This window comes from Caproicibacterium sp. BJN0003, assembly GCF_026314295.1.
In the GTDB taxonomy this organism is placed as follows: Bacteria; Bacillota; Clostridia; order Oscillospirales; family Acutalibacteraceae; genus Caproicibacterium.
Window position 1 is genome coordinate 286,078 of the sequence record NZ_CP111108.1, and the last position, 19,063, is coordinate 305,140.

Annotated in this window: 17 protein-coding genes; 11 read left to right on the forward strand and 6 right to left on the reverse strand. The window is 43.8% G+C overall.

Features of this window, described 5'->3' with window-relative positions:
* The first annotated feature begins 410 nt into the window (after positions 1-410).
* The 4 genes from OP489_RS01370 to OP489_RS01385 all read left to right on the forward strand — a co-directional run bounded on the left by OP489_RS01370 (position 411) and on the right by OP489_RS01385 (position 3,857).
* Complete coding sequence (locus OP489_RS01370; RefSeq protein WP_416232467.1) at positions 411-1,808, forward strand: NCS2 family permease; 1,398 nt, start codon at positions 411-413, stop codon at positions 1,806-1,808.
* A gap of 151 nt (positions 1,809-1,959) precedes the next feature.
* The gene (locus tag OP489_RS01375) at positions 1,960-2,676 is read left to right on the forward strand and encodes a 16S rRNA (uracil(1498)-N(3))-methyltransferase (protein ID WP_266162596.1); all 717 of its coding nucleotides are present in this window, start codon (positions 1,960-1,962) and stop codon (positions 2,674-2,676) included.
* 11 nt (positions 2,677-2,687) lie between these two features.
* Positions 2,688-3,392: an elongation factor P 5-aminopentanone reductase gene (gene ymfI / locus OP489_RS01380; RefSeq protein WP_266162597.1), complete on the forward strand. Its 705-nt coding sequence runs from the start codon at positions 2,688-2,690 to the stop codon at positions 3,390-3,392.
* Positions 3,393-3,470: 78 nt separating this feature from the next.
* A complete protein-coding gene (locus OP489_RS01385; protein WP_266162598.1) occupies positions 3,471-3,857 on the forward strand; it encodes a desulfoferrodoxin family protein in 387 nt (128 codons plus the stop codon).
* A 49-nt stretch (positions 3,858-3,906) separates the two neighbouring features.
* Here the strand turns inward: OP489_RS01385 and OP489_RS01390 are convergent, their stop codons facing one another.
* From OP489_RS01390 to OP489_RS01410, 5 genes are all read right to left on the reverse strand, one after another.
* Positions 3,907-4,800, reverse strand: a complete 894-nt coding sequence (locus OP489_RS01390) for a YhfC family glutamic-type intramembrane protease (protein ID WP_266162599.1) — start codon at positions 4,798-4,800, stop codon at positions 3,907-3,909.
* A 156-nt stretch (positions 4,801-4,956) separates the two neighbouring features.
* Positions 4,957-6,471 carry a 2,3-bisphosphoglycerate-independent phosphoglycerate mutase gene (gene gpmI / locus OP489_RS01395; RefSeq protein WP_266162600.1) on the reverse strand — a complete coding sequence of 505 codons (1,515 nt, stop codon included), beginning with the start codon at positions 6,469-6,471 and terminating at the stop codon, positions 4,957-4,959.
* Between the two features lie 100 nt (positions 6,472-6,571).
* Positions 6,572-7,342, reverse strand: coding sequence for a triose-phosphate isomerase (gene tpiA / locus OP489_RS01400; RefSeq protein ID WP_266162601.1), 771 nt, complete (start codon positions 7,340-7,342; stop codon positions 6,572-6,574).
* Positions 7,343-7,365: 23 nt separating this feature from the next.
* On the reverse strand, positions 7,366-8,562 hold the full coding sequence (locus OP489_RS01405; RefSeq protein WP_323135410.1) for a phosphoglycerate kinase: 1,197 nt from the start codon (positions 8,560-8,562) through the stop codon (positions 7,366-7,368).
* Between the two features lie 195 nt (positions 8,563-8,757).
* Positions 8,758-9,261: a tRNA (cytidine(34)-2'-O)-methyltransferase gene (locus tag OP489_RS01410; protein ID WP_266162602.1), complete on the reverse strand. Its 504-nt coding sequence runs from the start codon at positions 9,259-9,261 to the stop codon at positions 8,758-8,760.
* A gap of 153 nt (positions 9,262-9,414) precedes the next feature.
* Between OP489_RS01410 and OP489_RS01415 the strand changes: the two genes are divergently transcribed.
* From OP489_RS01415 to OP489_RS01435, 5 genes are all read left to right on the forward strand, one after another.
* Entirely contained in the window at positions 9,415-9,597 is a 183-nt protein-coding gene (locus OP489_RS01415; protein ID WP_266162603.1) for a hypothetical protein, read from the forward strand.
* A 242-nt stretch (positions 9,598-9,839) separates the two neighbouring features.
* On the forward strand, positions 9,840-11,483 hold the full coding sequence (locus tag OP489_RS01420; RefSeq protein ID WP_266162604.1) for an MORN repeat-containing protein: 1,644 nt from the start codon (positions 9,840-9,842) through the stop codon (positions 11,481-11,483).
* A 24-nt stretch (positions 11,484-11,507) separates the two neighbouring features.
* Positions 11,508-12,791: an MBL fold metallo-hydrolase gene (locus tag OP489_RS01425; protein ID WP_266162605.1), complete on the forward strand. Its 1,284-nt coding sequence runs from the start codon at positions 11,508-11,510 to the stop codon at positions 12,789-12,791.
* Between the two features lie 43 nt (positions 12,792-12,834).
* On the forward strand, positions 12,835-14,217 hold the full coding sequence (locus tag OP489_RS01430) for an MBOAT family O-acyltransferase (RefSeq protein ID WP_266162606.1): 1,383 nt from the start codon (positions 12,835-12,837) through the stop codon (positions 14,215-14,217).
* A 12-nt stretch (positions 14,218-14,229) separates the two neighbouring features.
* Complete coding sequence (locus tag OP489_RS01435) at positions 14,230-15,435, forward strand: DHHW family protein (RefSeq protein ID WP_266162607.1); 1,206 nt, start codon at positions 14,230-14,232, stop codon at positions 15,433-15,435.
* Positions 15,436-15,485: 50 nt separating this feature from the next.
* Here OP489_RS01435 and spoIID read toward each other — a convergent pair whose 3' ends face one another.
* The gene (spoIID, locus tag OP489_RS01440; RefSeq protein ID WP_266162608.1) at positions 15,486-16,529 is read right to left on the reverse strand and encodes a stage II sporulation protein D; all 1,044 of its coding nucleotides are present in this window, start codon (positions 16,527-16,529) and stop codon (positions 15,486-15,488) included.
* A 423-nt stretch (positions 16,530-16,952) separates the two neighbouring features.
* Between spoIID and OP489_RS01445 the strand changes: the two genes are divergently transcribed.
* Both OP489_RS01445 and gap read left to right on the forward strand, forming a co-directional pair.
* The gene (locus OP489_RS01445) at positions 16,953-17,813 is read left to right on the forward strand and encodes a hypothetical protein (RefSeq protein ID WP_266162609.1); all 861 of its coding nucleotides are present in this window, start codon (positions 16,953-16,955) and stop codon (positions 17,811-17,813) included.
* Between the two features lie 116 nt (positions 17,814-17,929).
* On the forward strand, positions 17,930-18,946 hold the full coding sequence (gap, locus tag OP489_RS01450; protein ID WP_266162610.1) for a type I glyceraldehyde-3-phosphate dehydrogenase: 1,017 nt from the start codon (positions 17,930-17,932) through the stop codon (positions 18,944-18,946).
* Positions 18,947-19,063: the final 117 nt, after the last annotated feature.

Here is a 19,063-nt window from a genome sequence, read left to right on the forward strand (position 1 = left end):
AGCTTTCTATCTTTATAGATAGGGAGCTGTTTTTTATTGTGGAAAAAAGAAAAGCATTCCGTTTCTAAGTGCTTTTTATAAAAAATGGATTTTTAGAATGGGACGTTATGAATGGGGTATCTTATTTTTTGTAGAGCAAGTTGAGCCGTTTTTCAAACTTTTTTGAAGTAGCGTTTGCTTCAAAATTGTTTTAATGACTGCGATATTGGCGATGTAACGGAACATAAAAAGATAATTTTGTGAAATTCTTGCTCATCTTTACCAGATTGCATGCATAATTTGAGGGATTTCCTGTAATTATGAACGATTTATGAATAATCTGTTGATTTTTTTGTCAAATAGGGTATACTTAAATTTGTAATTCTTGCGGAAAATCCGCAAAAAAGATCGAGAGTGAAAGAGGAGCGTGAATACTTTTGGAAAAAATCTTCAAACTAAAAGAGCACGGTACCAACGTAAAAACTGAAATCCTGGCCGGCCTGACAACCTTCCTTGCGATGGCTTATATTTTGGCGGTAAACCCCAGCTTGTTGGGACTGACAGGGATGGATCAGAACGCGGTATTCGTTGCCACAGCGCTGTCTGCAGCAATTGCAACTTTTGTGATGGGCTTTTTCGCCAACTATCCGGTAGCTTTGGCTTCCGGCATGGGACTGAATGCCTATTTCACCTATTCCGTATGTCTTGGTATGGGGTTGGGAGATGGCGCCTGGAGAATCGCCTTGACTGCGGTTCTGGTAGAAGGCTTTATCTTCATTTTGCTTTCCCTTTTTAAATTCCGTGAAAAGATTGTAAACGGAATCCCGGAAAACCTGAAATATGGAATTACTGCTGGTATTGGCCTTTTTATTTCGATGATCGGGCTGAAAGGTGCAGGAATCATTCGGTCGGATGCTTCTATTGTTGATGGAAAAGTTTCCTCTTCTACTTTGGTTGCACTCGGTGATTTTGCTTCTCCTACCGTTGTTCTCGCTTTAATTGGCGTTATTTTGATCGGTGTTTTGACTCATTATCATGTGAAAGCTGCTATCCTTCTTGGAATTCTGGCAACTTGGATCCTTGGCATTTTTGCAGAACTTTCCGGTTGGTATGTAGTCAATCCTGCAGCGGGAGTTTATTCCAATATCCCATCTTTTGCAAATTATACCCCGTTCCCGTCGCTGGCGCCGACTTTTATGCAGTTCGATTTTAATTATGTCACACACAATCCGATGAATTTTATCATCGTTATGTTTGCGTTTTTATTTGTTGACTTGTTTGATACGGTCGGTACTTTGATTGGTGTTGCTTCCAAAGGAAATTTGCTGAACGAAAAAGGAGAGCTGCCGAGAGCAGGCCGTGCACTTCTTTCCGATGCAGTCGGCACTGTTGTGGGTGCATGCCTTGGTACTTCTACCGTCACCAGCTTTGTAGAATCTTCTGCAGGTGTGGCAGAAGGCGGACGTACCGGTTTGACAGCAGTGACCAGCGGCGTTTTGTTCCTGGTTGCAATTCCGCTCTATCCGATCTTTACTTCGATTCAGGGATTTGCAACAGCACCGGCTTTGATCTTTGTTGGTTTGCTGATGATGAGCAGCGTTCTGAAGATGAAGTTCTCCGGAGATCTCGCCGATGCAGTTGGCGGATTCCTTGCAATTATCATGATGCCGTTTACTTATTCCATTGCAAATGGCATTATGTTTGGAATGCTTTCTTGGGTTATCATCAAGATCTTCACTGGCAAGATCAAAGATATTTCTCCCATTATGTATGTTGTTGGTGGTCTGTTTGTCCTGCGTATTATTACGCTGGCAATGCATATCGCATAAAAAGCAGTCTTTTGAAATAATCCGTTTAAAACGATGCTGTTTTTACAGCATCGTTTTTTGTTTATAAAGTTAAAAACAGAAATCTACATAGCAATCAAAATGGCTCCATGCTATAATTACTTTAGAACAAAAGCGACAGGAGAGAGATAAAATGCCACGTTTTTTCATTGATACAATTCCTGACGATGAAGCGATTATAAAAGGCGAAGATGCAAAGCATATTGAGAAGAGTCTGCGCATGACCGTGGGAGAAAAAATCACGCTGTGTGATTGCTTAGGAAATGACTACCTAGGAGAAATTGCCCAGATGAGCTCAGACTTTGTGCGAGTGAAAATTATGGAGATCCAAAAAAGCTTTGCGGAACCGACTGTAAAAGTGACCCTTTGTCAGGGACTGCCGAAAAATGATAAGATGGATTGGATTATACAAAAATCGGTGGAACTTGGTGTAAGTCAAATTCAGCCGATGGAAACTTCCAGATGTGTATCGAGACCGGATCGAAAAGCAGCGGAAAAGAAAATTGCACGTTGGCAGAAAATTGCATTGGAAGCTGCAAAACAGAGCGGACGAGGAATCATTCCCAAAGTGAAACCAATTGTTTTGTTTAAAAAAGCAATTCAAAATGCAGAAGGAAAGAAAGTCCTTTTTTATGAAGGCGGCGGAGAAAAAATTCGAACACTCTTAAGTCCACAAGATCAGAAAGTGACAATCTTTATTGGGCCGGAAGGCGGATTCTCACAAGAGGAAGTCCAAATGGTAACAGAGTCCGGAGGCGTTCCGGCGACCCTTGGCCCCCGCATTCTCCGTACAGAAACAGCACCGCTTGCGGCACTGACAGCAATTATGATGGCAACAGATAATTTATGAGGTGAGAAAATATGAAAACGGCATTGGTAACGGGCGGCAGCCGCGGAATCGGTGCGGCGTGCTGTCGGATCCTCGCAAAAAAAGGATTTCGGGTGGCGATCAACTATCAACACAGTAAGGAACAAGCATTGAAATTGGCGAAAGAAATTGATGGAATTGCAATTGAAGCAGATGTGTCCGACCGTGCACAGGTGATCAAAATGTTCCAGAGGGCAGGCGGTGTCGATGTTTTGGTGAACAATGCCGGAATTGCCCAGCAAAAACTTTTTACGGACTTGACCGAGGAAGATTGGAGAGGGATGTTTGCCGTCGATGTAGACGGCGTGTTTCATTGCTGCCAATGTGCGCTGCCTTATATGATTCATGAAAAAGCAGGAAGTATTATCAACATTTCATCCATGTGGGGACAAGTGGGCGCCTCCTGCGAAGTACATTATTCTGCGGCGAAAGCAGCAGTGATCGGCCTGACGAAAGCGTTGGCAAAGGAACTTGGACCCAGCCATATTAGAGTGAATGCAATTGCTCCAGGAGTTATCCTTACGGAGATGAATCAACAGCATAGTGCTGAAACGCTTCGGGAACTCGCAGAGGAGACACCGCTGGAACGTCTGGGAATGCCCGAAGAAATTGCGCAGGCAGTTGCTTTTTTGGCAGATGAGACTTCTTCTTTTATTACCGGTCAAATTTTGGGAGTGAACGGTGGATTTGTAATCTAAATTCGAGGATTACAACGCACTTCCTTTGGAACAATCGTAGGGAGCAGCATAGATTGTTTTAGAAGGAGGTTTACGAATATGAATTCATCGAAAATTAAATTTTATCAATGTAAAGGCAAAAGCAATTTGGTTTATCTGCAAATGCATCCAGGCTCAGTTCAGAATGAATGCGAAAACGCTTTGGAAGAAGCTCCATCCAACGCAAAGGGAAGCGCCGAAAGGCATTTGCCGGTTATTACTGTCACTGGAAATACGGCCAAAGTGCATATCAGTGTGCAAGATCACCCAATGGTGGACGCGCATTATATTGAGTGGATTTTTCTTGAAACGAATCGTGGAGGAAAGCTTCATTGGCTTTCTCCGGGAGATAAGCCGGAAGCGGAATTTTGTCTTTCAATAGGAGAAAAAGTAACAGGTGCAGATTGTTTTTGCAATTTGCATGGGCTTTGGAGAAAAGAATTATAAAAAAATCCCCGACAGGAAAAACTCTGTCGGGGATTTTTTATAATGAAGTTTATTTTTTTGCTGAAGAATCAGCTTTTTTAGAACTGGAAAGAGCTTCTTTTCTCCCAGAAGTTCGTGCTTGTTCCGTAATCGGCGGAACGGAATCCCAGTATTTTTTATAAAGCCAGTAGGTAAGAAAAACAACTGCAATTACAATGAGTGCAAATAAGACCTCTGCTACGATCAAATCCAGAGCGTTAATTGCAGAAAGTGTAGTCGGAAGTAAAGCAAACATGTGTAGTACAATTGCAATCGGGAAAAAGTACCATTTTAACCGGCGTGTAATAACCATCCAGACCAGCACTGCCAGTGCGATCTGAAGAGAGATCATAAAAATTTGCTCTATACCGGTAATAAAGTACAGATAAGGCTGGGTATTAGCAATTGCCTGAATTTGTTCCTGCGCTAAAATTTTTTCGTCATCTGTAAAATTTTGAAGCAGATTGTCTATGCCCTGACTATTGATTGCGGCTGCAACACGAAGTGTTGAAATCTGATAGAGCCCAAACTCCAATGCTGATTTTAATCCGCCAAAGGCGATTCCAAAGCCGATTCCAATACCAATTTCAGAAGCGGGGGTTTCGTCCCGGCAGATTTTCCAGCGCAGCAGAAAAGCAGAGGTTAACATGCCAGAGCCTTCGATCAGACCAGCCATCAGCAAAATCGTCACTACATAAAGTGTTGGGTTGGTAGTCGGGAATGCATTTAGAACAGACAGTAGTTGCTGCCCCATAATGGATTCAATGGCATAGCCGAAAAGCAGATATGCTGCAAGCCCAAAAACAACCGGATAAATTCGGAAGTGCCGCAGTCGTGCATAAAAATAAAAATAAAGGCCGAATGGTAAGACCAAAGATGCCAGTAGAATAAATCCCATGCCGGCAATGTTTATGCTTGGAATCATGTTTTAAACTCCTTTTGGGAAAGACTCCCCGAAAAAATCATAACATAATAAAGAATAGGCGATTTTAAGTAAAATGTCAAATTAAAATATTTTAAAAAAGCAATAAAAAAGATCGTACAAGGTTGAGCCTGTACGGTCCATTTTTAAAATTGCATTTTAGACAATCAAACTTTTTCCTGTCATTTCGGGAGGCTGCGGCAGGCCCAAAATCTTGAGCATTGTCGGAGCAATATCTGCAAGGCGACCATCACTTCGCAGCTTGCAGGGATATCCGATGACACAAAATGGAACCGGATTAGTGGTATGTGCTGTAAAGGGGGTTCCGTTTTCGTCTACCATTTTATCAGCATTACCGTGGTCTGCGGTGATAAGGGCAACGCCGTGCATATCGGAGATGGCACTGATTACTTTTCCGACGCATTGATCGACCGCTTCTACAGCAGCTTTTGCAGCTGCAAAAACACCGGTATGCCCAACCATATCACAGTTGGCGTAATTTAAAATGATGACGTCGTATTTTCCGGAATGGATAGCATCTACCAGCTTGTCTGTGACTTCATATGCACTCATTTCAGGCTGTAAATCATAGGTAGCAACTTTCGGCGATTTGACAAGAATGCGGTCTTCGCCGGGATATTGCTTTTCTACACCGCCGTTAAAGAAAAATGTAACATGGGCATATTTTTCGGTTTCTGCAATCCGAAGTTGTGTCATCCCATTTTTCGAGAGGTATTCTCCCATTGTATTTTTAAGACTTTCCGGTTTAAATGCGACCAACACATTGGGCATGGTCGCATCATACTGCGTCATGCAGACGTAAGTGAGCGGGAAGAATCCTTTTTTGCGGGCAAAGCCGGAAAAATCGGGGTCAACAAAGGTGCGCGTAATTTCACGGGCACGGTCAGGACGAAAGTTAAAGAAGATTACGGAATCACCGGATTTTATACAGCCTTTCTTGTCAATGACCGCGGGAATCACGAATTCATCCGTTACCTTTTCCTGATAGGATTTTTCTACTGCTTCTTCGGCAGAATTAGCAAAGTTGCCTTCTCCATAGACCATGGCGGCATAAGCTTTTTCCACACGCTCCCAGCGATTATCACGATCCATCGCATAATAGCGGCCCATCACAGTTGCAATTTTGCCGACGCCGATCTGTGCGAGCTTTTGATTGCAGGCAGCTACAAAACCTTTGCCTGAGGTCGGAGGAACATCGCGGCCGTCCAGCAGTGCATGGATATAAACATTCTTTACATTCATGCGTTTGGCCATTTCTACAAGCGCATAGAGATGCTCAATATGACTGTGAACACCGCCGCTTGAGAGCAGGCCGACCAGATGAAGGGCTTTTCCTTCTTGCTTTGCATTTTCCATGGCAGAGAGCAAAGCTGAATTTTGAAAGAAGTCACCGTCTTGAATTGACTTCGTAATGCGGGTCAGCTCCTGATAGACGATACGGCCGGCACCAATATTGGTGTGACCGACTTCACTGTTGCCCATCTGACCATCCGGCAGCCCAACGTTTAGCCCGGAAGCGCCGATCTGCGTGATTGGGTTTTCTGAAAAGAAACGATCAAGATTCGGCTTATTGGCAGCGGCAATGGCATTTCCGGTGGGAGGGGCAATTCCGAAACCGTCCAATATCATTAGAATTAAAGGCTTTTTTGCCATAAAATAGTTCCTCCTTTAAAAGAATCCTTTTTCTGCTTTGATATACAGAGCGCGGACAGGGCTAAAACGCCCGGTCCGCGCCGGAAGTTTATAATTATGATTAGCCTTTTGAAGCAGCGTCTACGATTGCAGCAAAATCATCCGGCTTTAAGGATGCGCCGCCGATGAGACCGCCATCCACATCAGGCTGAGCCAGAAGTTCCGCAGCATTTTTTGCCTTCATGGAACCGCCGTATTGAATAGTAGTTCCTTCGCTTACCTTTTCACCGTAAAGAGATTTCAGCGTATTGCGAATGACCGAGCAAACTTCATTGGCCTGCTCTGAAGTTGCGGTTTTTCCCGTTCCAATGGCCCAAAGAGGCTCATAGGCGATAATCATTCGCTTCATTTCTTCTTCGGAAACGCCGTTTAAAGCGATCTTTGTTTGCATAGAAACCAGTTCTGAAGTGATTCCTTGTTCCCGCTGTTCCAAAGATTCTCCAACACAGACAATGACGGAAAGTCCAGCATCCAGTGCAGCGCGAATCCGTTTGTTAACGGTTACATCAGTTTCACCAAAATAGGTTCGGCGTTCGCTGTGACCGATAATCACGTAGGGCACTTCCATAGAAGCAAGCATATCGGCGGAAATTTCACCGGTATAGGCACCACTTTTTTCCCAATGGCAGTTTTCAGAACCGACCTTTACGTTGCTTCCATTAGTAAGCTGCAACGCTACAGGAAGATCAACATAAGGAACACAGCAGATGACTTCGCAGTCTGCATCTTTTACAAGCGGCAGAATTCCACGGATCAGTTCTTCTGCTTCTTTCGGCGTTTTATTCATTTTCCAGTTGCCGGCAATGATTGCCCGGCGGCACGATTTTTTCATGGAAAAATCTCCTTTTTATCTGGTTAGTCTTTATCGTTTAGGCAGGCAATTCCCGGCAGAATCTTCCCCTCAAGAAATTCAAGGGAAGCGCCGCCGCCTGTGGAAATATGAGTCATCTTATCTGCAAAGCCAAATTTCTCGACTGCCGCAGCAGAGTCGCCGCCTCCGATAATGGAAATTGCACCGCTGTCGGCAACTGCCTGTGCAATTGCTACCGTGCCGGATTCAAAGTTTTTCCATTCGGAAAGTCCCATAGGACCGTTCCAGACAACGGTTCCGGCTCCGCTGATAGCAGAGGCAAAAAGCTGTTGCGTTTTGGGGCCGATATCGAGACCCATCCAGCCCTCTGGGATCTGATCGGAATCAACAATCTTTGCTTCGGTATCCGGTTTAAATTCATGCCCGATCTTGTTGTCTACAGGGAGCAGAAGTTTGACGCCCTTTTTTTCAGCAGAAGTCATAATCTCTTTTGCAAGATCGACTTTATCTTCTTCGCAGAGAGAAGTTCCGACGGAATAGCCTTTTGCGCGCAAAAATGTATAAGCCATGCCGCCGCCGATAATTAAAGTATCGACCTTTGTGAGCAGGTTTGTGATAACGGAAATTTTATCTGATACTTTTGCTCCTCCCAAAATTGCAACAAAAGGACGTTTGGGATCGGAAAGCGCTTTGCCCATAATGGTGATTTCCTTTTGAATCAAAAAGCCGCAGACAGCCGGAAGATAATTGGCAACGCCTGCTGTAGAAGCATGAGCACGGTGTGCAGTTCCAAAAGCGTCGTTTACATAAATATCTGCTAAAGAAGCCAACTCTTTTGCAAAAGCAGGATCATTTTTTTCTTCTTCCTTATGGAAGCGAACATTTTCGAGCAGTTCCACTTCACCGTCTTTTAAAGAAGCGGCAATCGAACGAGCGCTTTCTCCAATGACATCATCTGCCATTTTTACAGGAAAACCAAGTTTTTCCGAGAGGCATTTTGCGACGGGTTTAAGGGAATACTTTGGATTGAATTCTCCCTTTGGACGCCCGAGGTGAGAGCAGAGAATTACTTTTGCCTTGTGACCCACAAGGTAAAGGATCGTTTTCATTGCACCATCAATGCGCTTGGTATCGGTAATGTTTCCCTGATCATCGAAGGGAACGTTGAAATCGCAGCGGACAAGAACTCTTTTTCCGGTTACATCAATGTCCTCAACTGTTTTTTTGTTCAGATAGTTCATGGTGTTTCTCCTTCCGTTTTTTCGCTTCCAGATAGGTAAAAAAATCTTTTAAATTGGTTTTATTATACAACGCCCCAAAAGGGTTTTCAAGCAAACAAAGAGCAATTTGGAAAAGATAATTAAAAATTTAACAAACTTTTTATTGAAACAATCGTTTTATTTTTTGCTGAAAACGGGATTTCATTCACTGCCGTTTTACCAGTGCAGCCGATGAAGTTCTCCTTTGACGAGAAGTTCCGGATATCCCCACTGCCGCAGACATTCATAGACTCCGATTGCAACGGAATTGGAAAGATTGAGACTTCTGGCATCGGGATTGTTGAGCATGGGAATTCGTACGCAGGATTCCGGATTTTTGAGCAGCAGCTCTTCGGGCAGACCGGCGGTTTCTTTTCCGAAAACCAAATAGCAGTTTTCCGTTGGATAGGAAATATCACTGTGGATATGTCGGGCTTTTGTGGAAAAATAGAAAAAATTTCCGTCGTTTTTCGCAAAGAAATCGGCAAGACTATCGTAATAGGAAATATCAAGCAGATGCCAATAATCAAGACCGGCACGCTTTAATTTTTTATCATCAATTTTAAATCCCATGGGGCCGACCAGATGGAGCCGGGCACCGGTCAATGCACAGGTGCGTGCAATATTTCCGGTATTCTGTGGGATTTCGGGTTCGACAAGAACAATATTGAGTTTCGACATAAAGGGAACTTCCTTTCGCTTTTATTTATTTTAACAGGAGATGGCAAATATTTCGCCGAATGTTTCAAGCCATAAAACCATTCTAGAAGGGGATGATAGAAAATGGGACTTGTCTTTTTGGGTTCCGCAATTTTATTCGGGAGGTTGTATTTAATGTATAAGAATACAATGGGCTTTGTAAAAGGAATCGCCGCCGGCGCAGCTGTCGGTGTTGCCGCTGTGGTTATTGGAGGAAAGGCAATGGAAAATAACCGTCAGCTAAGAAGAACTGCTCATAAGGCAGCGCAAGCTGTTACTGGCTTTGTTGATGAAGTCGGCTCGGCGATTCGCGGTTAATCAAATGAATTTTTCCTTTGGCATCAGGCTGTCCGGCAAAACCGGATGGCCTTTTTATTTTTTTAGGAAAATATAGAATTGCTTTTCTAAAGATTAAATATATCATATTTTTTTAGGATGGTCTATCTTCCTTTCATTTAAAAAAGGAAATTCTGCAAAGTGGTTGCATTATGCAAACGCTTTTCTTATAATAAATATGGATTATTTTGTTGAATTTTGGTTTTGAAAGGATGGCGGCAGCGGTGAGTGACCCGGTTTTTTATTCAGTAACCTGTGCACGCTTCTGCGAGGACGGACAGGATCTTTTGGGGAAAGTGCGCCAAAACTGGTTCCGGGAAAAAATTGCCCAGCGTGGAGAGATCAGTTCAGAGGAATTTGGTGCAGACTTAAGCGCCAAATATCACCTTGCTGACCATCACTTTTTATGGAAAATGAAGAGCTCTAGAGAAATTTTTCAGAAAGCGATTCCGCAAAAAAACGGTTGGGCAGTGATTTCTTGGTATCCATCCGGCGCTGTTCGATCAAAAACTACTTTTAATGAGCAGCAGCAATGGGAGCGTACGGCATATTATGCCGGAGACTTTGAAAGGCCGCAGGTAGTGCTGATGCCTTCTCAAGAGAGAATCTCTATGCTGGAATATGATCGAACGATACAAAAGTACCATAGAAGAGAGCTATATCCCATTAAGTTGGAAGAGGGGACAGCCCGTCGAAGCTTAGTGGATACTGTTGCAGGAAGTCCGCGAGTAATCGCGTATACGCAAGATGGAACTTTTGGTTATGAAACACAGGAAGAGCTGGAACGCCGAGCGGCCGTAGAACGAGATTTTTCCAAAGGTGATTACAGCGAAGAACCAGATTGGAAGCCGGTAAAAACAGCGCCGATTGATTTCCAGTTTGTGCCCAATGATCATGCGCTGGATCCGGTTCAGCCTGCAGAAAAAGAGCATCTTGAAGCAAAAACAGTGCCGTTGACGGTAGAGCAAGAAGATCAAGATGAAAATGAGGATGTTATTGTTGAAGCAGTCCCACCTAAAGAATCTGCAGCGATTGAAATTGCAGATTCGGAAGAGGAAAAGGAAGAAGAGAAGATAGAAACACTTTCTGAAGAGAAAGTAAATATAGAACCAGCTGCGGCAGAGACGAAAGAAGCACTCGAAGATCATTTGCCCAAAACGGAAGATCAAAAAATACAGCCGGAGAAAAAGCAGCAACTGCCAGCGAAGGAAGCAGAACCTGAGATGGCCGAGATGATTCCGGCAAAACGAATTGTTGTAAGCGCAAATGAAGATTATCGGTATTTTGGCCGTGTGATCGATGGTTTGCGGCAGGGTAGAGGCCGAACCGCTATGGAAAATGGAGATACGGCCTATGAGGGAAATTACAGAGACGATAAGCGTGACGGATTTGGAACTTATTATTATCGTTCGGGAAAAATCTGTTATGTCGGTTCCTGGAAAGAAAATCTCCGCGAAGGAATGGGAGTCAGCTTCAGTGCAAAGGACGGCTCTGTTTTTGTAGGCCGCTGGAAGGATAATATTCCGACCGGAACGGGTGCTGCCTTTGATTCAGAGGGAAATTTGACCTATTCCGGCATGTGGAAAAATGGAAAGCGCTGCGGGCAGGGAACGGAATATCAGAATAGTATGGTCCGCTATGAAGGCAGCTTTCAAAATGATGTATGGGAAGGCCGCGGAATCCAACATCTTTCCGGAGGAGGAAAACTTTCGGGAAACTTTAAAAATGGTATGGCGGACGGTGTCTGTGAAGAACATAGCGGGAATGGGCAGCTTTTGCGCACCGGTGTATGGAGAGCAGGAAAATTTGTTTCTGGCGTGCTCTATCAAGATGGTCGTCCGATTGATCTGGTTACGGAGAAAAAATAAAAGAATCGAGGGGAAAAAAGCGCGATGGAATGGCTCGAAATGCACAATGTGGAATATGGAGAATGTATTGTGCTGGGAGGCCATCACAATGATCTTCTAATGGTTGACTGCGGTAGTACCAACCGAAAAATTCGAGAGGGAGAGACGGATTTTCGCAGCTATGTGGACCCGGCGCTTCTCAATCGTTATGATGGCTTTTCAAATCGTGCTTTTCTTTTGACCCACTACCACAGAGATCATCTCTGCGGCATGCGGGAAATCCTTGATAAAAGGCCGGGATGGTTTTCAACGTGTTATCTTCCATGTACCCCTGCAGATGAAAACGGAAAAGCATTATTGCTTGATTTTTCTTTGATTGCATATGCTTTTATGACCAGGCGTACGGGTTATGGACAGGTGAACACGGCGGCAGTTAAAATCTTTTTTCAGACGATGCGCGCTCTTTTGGGAGGAAAACTTTATGCGCTGGGAGAAGGGGACCGATTCCTATTTGATGATGTAGAATATGAGGTGCTTTGGCCCAAACGGAGAGGGTTTATCTTTGAGGAAGCGTTCCAGGAAATTTCGGAAGAACTCAACGTGATGCTCGCTTCCCCTTTTTTGCCGGATTGTGTGCGGGATTTTGTTGATCTAAAAGAAGATTTCTGCAAGGCTTATTTGGAGATGTGCGGTCATGCTCCAGTAAGAGAGGCTGACGTTGCTCATACGATGGCAATTTTAAATCGGATTGACGATTTGATTCCGATTTTGCAGAAGCAGCCGGTGGCTTTAGATATTTGTGAGTATCTGGAAAAGCCGCTTGTCCGCGAAGCTTATTCTGAACAGATCAATGCGGCAGGGATTATTTTTCAGAATGTTCGCAAGCATCAGGCGACTTGTGATGATATTTTGATGACTGGAGATGCCCCCGCGGAAGTGATCGATTTCATTTCGGATTTTCTTTATTCGGATTATTATATTTTAAAAGCACCCCATCACGGTATGGAGTCTGGATGGAGTACCCACTTTTTAGAACTGAATCCTGCACATATCTTGATTTCGAATGGAGAAAGTCCGGCGGGTGGAAAAATCTCACCGAAATATGCAGAGCTTTCTGGTGTAAAACACTGTACAAATTGCTCTGCCTGTGCGTGGTATCAGACGACCGGCTGTTCCTGCAACCGCGTTTCTACCTGTTATGATCAGGAACGCCCCGGTTTGGCACTGCGCTGTCCCGGTAATCAGAAAGGATTTAGCGGGGAAAGACATCTGCCTTGTGGGATTTATGTGATCGGACCTTCCACGCTGCGCGGATGTCTATGTGATTGATAATATTGAAAGCTGAGAGATCGAGAAAGGAACCTTTTAGGATATGACACTGAGTACATTGCCTTTTCTTGCGTTATTTTTACCGATTTCTTTGATAGTAGCACTGCTTTTGCCGGAACGTTTTCGGAACGGCGGTCTATTTTTGCTTTCTTTGATCTTTTATGCATGGGGTGGTATTTGGCAGCTGCTTCTCCTTCTGAGTGCTGTGTTGGTAGATTATTTTTGCGGAAGATTGATCGGAACTTTTCAGAAGACGCCCAAAAAAGCAAAAGTGGTTTTGGTTTTTAATGTAATTTTTAGTGTGCTTTTGCTTGGTGTCTTTAAATATAGCTCCATGGCGGTGGATACCGTCAATCACCTTTTTGATCTTTCGGTTCCAACATTGATTTTGCCGTTAGGAATCAGCTTTTTTACATTTCGCAGTATCAGCTATGGGGTGGATGTTCTGCGGGGTGATTCACCGGTACAGAAAAACCTACTTGACTTTGGATTATATCTTACATTCTTTCCGCAAATTACGGCAGGCCCGATTGTTCGCTATCGTGATTTTGCACCGCAGCTCAAAAATCACCCGGTTACTCTTCAAAAAGTGTCCCATGGCCTTACTCGATTTGGAATCGGTCTTTTTAAAAAAGTTTTGATTGCCGATTTACTGGCACAGATTTCTGCGCGGGTACAGTTTTATGAAGAGCCAAGTGCTTTAGCCGCGTGGATTGGAGCGCTAGCGTTTACATTTGAAATCTATTTTGATTTTTCCGGTTATTCTGATATGGCGATTGGACTTTCCGAAGTCTTTGGATTTGAGACGCCGGAAAATTTTTTGCATCCTTATGAGAGTCTTAGTGTTTCGGAATTTTGGCGCCGCTGGCATGTAACTCTTGGCGCGTGGTTTCGAGAATACATTTATATCCCTTTGGGTGGAAATCGCCGGGGAACAGCGCGCACTATCTGGAACCTGTTTGTCGTGTGGCTTTTAACGGGGTTCTGGCATGGAGCCAGCTGGAATTTTGTCCTTTGGGGCCTTTATTACGGGATTTTGATTATGCTGGAGAAATTCCCCCTCAAGAATTTTTGGGGCAGGCTTCCAAAAGGAATTTGTTGGGGTTACGCATTTTTAGCGGAAGTTTTGGGCTGGGTGCTTTTTAGCCATACCGATCTTGTGCGTGCAGTCGGTGCTTTGGGAGCAATGTTTGGGAGTGCATCTGGGATCGATTCTTTAGGGCTGTATCTCCTTTCCACTGCTTGGCCATTATTATTGATCAGTGCCGTTTTCTGTACGGAATTTCCGCACAGACTGTTTTTAAAGATGTGTCGGTCGGTACCGGGAAAAATCCTTTGGAGTGCCGGATTTGCAGTCCTTTTCCTGTTGAGCCTTTCTGCAATGGCTGGCAACGGATTTATGCCATTTCTTTATGCAAAATTTTAGGAGGTGTGCGGATTGAGCCAAAAAAAGAAGGGCCGCACATTTTTTGCCGCAGAATCCGGCAAAAAGCCCTGCAAAGAGCAGCTCTTTTCTATGGGATTAATTCTCGCTGTCTGCTTTTTTTCGCTTGGTTGGATTTTGTTTGGGCCAAAAGAGACTTATTCGCAGGAGGAAAATCGTTCGCTGATGAGTTCCTTGCAGTGGGATTTGTCTAAGATCTCGGATGGAAGTTTTCAAAGAAGTATCGATGATTTCGTAAACGATCAGTTTTTTGGGAGACGGAAGCTGGTAGAACTTAATGCCGATGAAAAGGCAGCTTTGGGCCAAAAAGATCTAAGCGGCAATTATATGCAGCAGCCACCGGAAGGCGGCGTCTATCTCGGAAAAGAAGGCCATCTTTATGAAGTCTTGCTGCCTCCCGACCGTACTCTTCAGAAAAATGTGCAGGCGTTGACAGACTTTGCTGAGGAAACAGGGCTTCCATTTTACATGATTCCGGTGCCTTCTGGTGCGCAGGAACAGGCAGAATGGCTTCCGGAAAATGCACCGAGTTACGATCAAACACAGGCATTAAGCCTTGTGCAGACTAAATTTGGTGGGATCCCTAACGCAAAAGTTTTAAATCTATTTGATACGTTGAGTTTACATAAATCAAGTTATGACTATTATTTTAAGACGGATCATCATTGGAATCTTTATGGGGCATATGAGGGATATTCTGTTTTGACAAAGGCAATGGGGGAAACGCCGATTCCGCTTTCTTCCTACACACTGAAAGATCAGGGGGACTTTTACGGGACACTCTATTCCCAAGCACTGCTTACAGCACAGGGAGCAGACCACTTTTTGCTTCCCTATTATCAGGGAGAAGAAAATGTGACTCAAGAGACAAATGGACAGACAAGGAGCGGACTTTACTGGGAAAGCTATCTTAGTGGAAAAGATAAATACAGCACTTATCTCGGCGGCAATCATAATCTGGATGTGATTCAAAATCCCAAGGCCAAGAGTTCAAAAAAGCTGTTGGTTTTGCGGGACAGCTATTTTAACTCAATGGCACCATTTTTGGCGGATCAGTTTTGCGAGATTGATGCGGTCGATCTGCGGCACTATACGGGAGATCTTTCTCAATATATACGAGAAAATGGAATTACAGAGATTGCGGCTGTTTACAGCATCAAACAGCTCTGTGACGTGAATATTTCGAGACAACTTGGATAATCTGAGAATAAAGAAAAAGAGCGGAAAACCGAATTTGGTTTTCCGCTCTTTTAAACAGATTCCAGTGAAGACCCAGGGTAGTACCACGAAAGAATTTCCTCATAAGAGTTTCCACTTTGTGCCATTGCTTTGGCACCCACCTGACTCATTCCAACTCCATGCCCATATCCTTTTACGGTAAAGGTAAAAGTATTATTTTCATAAGTCCATGTAAAATTTGCACTGCGCAGACCCAGCGCAAAGCGCAGATCTTGTCCCTTTACTGTTTGATTCCCAAGCGTTTGGGTTAAAATGTTTCCGGCTTTGCTGCGATTCGTTTCACCAAACCATGAAGAGGGGTCCCCGTCCATGGTACAGCCTAAAGATTCCGCTGCGGTTTTTACTTCGTCAGAGGAAAGGGCTTTTGTAGATAGAAAACCGGGATCAAAGCAATCTTCGGGACTCGCAACGCTGACGAGACAGGATTGTCCGCCGCCCCAAAGATCACTGGCGTTTTCTGTTTCGCCGGAACTAATTGCAAAGTAGGTGGCATCCACAAGTTGTCCGTCTATTTTAAGTGTTTGGCCTATGGTGGCGTCTACGGCATTCTCTACGGCTGTTTCATAATTTTGATAATTGTCACCCCAGCGATCCTTTCTCTGCTGCTCATCGGCATAGGTGAGCCATTTCCCTGTCTCACAGGAAAAGTCTGCTCCTGAGAGGGACGGATCGGGATTTGCCTGATGAACCTGCTGCTGCCGAAGATAATAGGTATTGGCGGCAACCGCCTGTGCTTTTAAAGCTTCTGGGGGAGAATCGGGACTCATTTCGGTGCTGACAGTGCCGATTAAAAATTCTCTCTGAGAAATGGATTGTACGCTTCCACTCGTTTTATCAAGTACCGAAAAGGTTGTTTGTCCCGTTTCTGCCTGTGGAGCTGCGGAAGCTGGTGCACTGCTTTCTGAAGTCTGCAAAATGGTGGAAGAGGGGACACTGCTTGAGACGCTTGGATTTTCTGAGGAAGAATTTCGAGAACCATTTCCGAAAAAGACAAGACATGGTAAGAGTAGCAGCAACAAAAAGAACAAGACAAGCAAAGCAATGGTACCTTTCAAAGTAAAATCAGGCTCCTTCCTTTTTTTATTCATGAATCACATGAGGTTCCTTTATTTTTGGTAATAAAATTTCAAGAACAAGCAAAAAAGAAAAATAAATGAATGAATCAGTCGAATGGAATTCATTTTGAGATAAGCAGCATAAAGAGATCATATTGACTTTATCAGGGGGCTGCTATAAAATTATTACATTCTTTAGCCGGATATTCCTGATATCCGGAAAATCTCATGAAAAAGGGTAGAAGTTGAGCATACTGGGCAGACACCTTTATGATGGATAAAGAGGGACACCTCCTGTGAAAAATTTTGAATAAGCGATGACATTGACCAAAAGAAATTTGGTTTGTATAATGATATGGAAGAATTGGAAGTTGCAAAGCGGCATGAATGCTGCCTAAGTTGACGACGATAGGAGTTTTTGTGATGATAAAATCAAAGAAAGCAGGATTTACCAGCTTCTTTTTAGCAGTTGTCCTGACTTTTGGACTGCGTATCGCTATTTTTTTGCAGAAGGGAACTGCCGGGACTCTGTTTTTTTCTGACGGAGGAATCCTTTCTCTGCTCGCAATTATTTGTCTTTTTGTTGGGACCGTTTTAATTTTTGTCCTTTTTCGTGGAACCAAAAGAGAAATCTGGCGTGCCGAACGCAGCGTTTTGCAAGCAGGTGCTGCCGTTTTATGCGGTGCGTGTCTGATTATTCAGTCTATCTATGCAGCTGTCGGTTCTTTTACGATAGAGACAATCCTACTCCTGATTTTTGGAATTGCAGCCGGACTTTCGCTGGTAGTCCTTGGCTGTGCAAGTGGTGCCGGGCAGAATTTTTATGAAAATCATCCCTATCTGGCATTATTGCCATGCCTTTGGTGCGCAGCAGTTCTGATTGTTCAGTTTCGTAAAAATTCCGCACAGATTCTTTTGCCGGAAAGTCTCTTCTTGACGATCGCATTTTGCTTTTTCTTGTATTTCTTTTTTGAACAGGCAAAAATTCTTTGTGGAATCGGGGCACCGTCTCTCCCTACGTTTTATCGTGCAGGACTTGCAGCAGCACTTTTTGGATTTTCTACTTCTTTGCCGGAGCTTTGTGCAATGTTGTTTTCCTGTAATCCTACTGGTGAAACCTTGCCCGGTATGCATGGGCTGTTGTTCCCAATGTCTTTCTACGTGATTGTGATTCTGAAAACTTTAAAAACAACGCCGATCTCTTCTTATGAGACCGTTCTTGATTTTTTGCAGAAGGAATATGAAGCAAAACCGAATTTTTTATTCAAAAGTGGGAATCATTAAATACGTAAATAAGCATTGATAAATTTTAGACAATCTGCTGATTCCACCGTAAATACTTGTAAATTACCAAAAAATGCGATACACTAATGGCAGAAATTAATTCGGGAGGTAATCCAATGATTAAAATCGGTATCAATGGTTTTGGCCGCATCGGTCGTCTTGTTTTTAGAGCTGCGGTTGCACAGCCGGACAAATTTGAGGTCGTAGGGATTAATGATCCTTTTATGGAGCCGAACTACATGGTATATAACGTAAAGTATGATACCATGCATGGTCGCTTCCATGGTGACATCTGTGATGATGGGGACAAGCTTATTGTCAATGGAAAGAAGATTGCTGTTTTTGCAGAAAAAGATCCGGAAAATATTCCGTGGGGAAAAATTGGCGCTGAGTATGTGGTAGAGTCCACCGGCGTTTTTGCAACCACTGAAAAGGCTTCTGCACATCTGAAAGGCGGCGCAAAGAAGGTTGTTATCTCTGCTCCTGCAAAGGACAAAGATACCCCGACTTTTGTTTGCGGCGTTAACCTGGATACCTACACCTCCGATATGAAGGTAGTATCCAATGCTTCCTGCACTACAAACTGTTTAGCTCCGCTGACCAAAGTAATCAATGATAACTTTGGAATTGTTGAAGGCCTGATGACAACGGTACATTCCACCACAGCAACCCAGAAAACCGTCGATGGACCTTCTAAGAAAGACTGGCGCGGTGGCCGTGCGGCTTCCGGCAATATCATTCCTTCCTCCACTGGTGCTGCTAAAGCATGCGCTTTGGTTATTCCGGATGTAAAAGGAAAGTTGACCGGCATGTCCATGCGTGTCCCCACTTTGGATGGTTCTGTAGTTGACTTGACCTGCCGCCTTGCAAAATCCACTACTTATGATGAGATCTGCAAGACTATTAAGGAAGCTTCCGAAGGAGCAATGAAGGGAATTTTGGCTTATACGGAAGACCCGATTGTTTCCTCAGATATTTTGGGTGATCCGCATACCTCCATTTTTGATGCTGGTGCCGGGATTATGCTGAATGATCATTTTGTCAAATTGATTTCTTGGTATGATAATGAATGGGGCTATAGCAACAAGGTTCTTATGCTGATTGAGCATATGAGCAAAGTTGACCATGCTTGATAATGGCTTGTGATTGACCTTTTTAAGTGATTCACTTGGTTGGTAAAAATGTTTTGACAAGAAACTTGTGTTGTGAACAACATGAATTTGTTATCCTATAGTAAATGATCGACACCC

What these genes read in the sequence shown, in the direction of transcription:
- OP489_RS01415 (WP_266162603.1), top strand. Translation starts at nt 9,415, where the DNA reads ATGTATAAGAATACAATGGGCTTTGTAAAAGGAATCGCCGCCGGCGCA.
- OP489_RS01390 (WP_266162599.1), bottom strand. Translation starts at nt 4,800, where the DNA reads ATGATTCCAAGCATAAACATTGCCGGCATGGGATTTATTCTACTGGCA.
- ymfI (WP_266162597.1), top strand. Translation starts at nt 2,688, where the DNA reads ATGAAAACGGCATTGGTAACGGGCGGCAGCCGCGGAATCGGTGCGGCG.
- OP489_RS01405 (WP_323135410.1), bottom strand. Translation starts at nt 8,562, where the DNA reads ATGAACTATCTGAACAAAAAAACAGTTGAGGACATTGATGTAACCGGA.
- OP489_RS01425 (WP_266162605.1), top strand. Translation starts at nt 11,508, where the DNA reads ATGGAATGGCTCGAAATGCACAATGTGGAATATGGAGAATGTATTGTG.
- OP489_RS01385 (WP_266162598.1), top strand. Translation starts at nt 3,471, where the DNA reads ATGAATTCATCGAAAATTAAATTTTATCAATGTAAAGGCAAAAGCAAT.
- OP489_RS01375 (WP_266162596.1), top strand. Translation starts at nt 1,960, where the DNA reads ATGCCACGTTTTTTCATTGATACAATTCCTGACGATGAAGCGATTATA.
- gap (WP_266162610.1), top strand. Translation starts at nt 17,930, where the DNA reads ATGATTAAAATCGGTATCAATGGTTTTGGCCGCATCGGTCGTCTTGTT.
- gpmI (WP_266162600.1), bottom strand. Translation starts at nt 6,471, where the DNA reads ATGGCAAAAAAGCCTTTAATTCTAATGATATTGGACGGTTTCGGAATT.
- tpiA (WP_266162601.1), bottom strand. Translation starts at nt 7,342, where the DNA reads ATGAAAAAATCGTGCCGCCGGGCAATCATTGCCGGCAACTGGAAAATG.
- OP489_RS01430 (WP_266162606.1), top strand. Translation starts at nt 12,835, where the DNA reads ATGACACTGAGTACATTGCCTTTTCTTGCGTTATTTTTACCGATTTCT.
- OP489_RS01445 (WP_266162609.1), top strand. Translation starts at nt 16,953, where the DNA reads ATGATAAAATCAAAGAAAGCAGGATTTACCAGCTTCTTTTTAGCAGTT.
- OP489_RS01410 (WP_266162602.1), bottom strand. Translation starts at nt 9,261, where the DNA reads ATGTCGAAACTCAATATTGTTCTTGTCGAACCCGAAATCCCACAGAAT.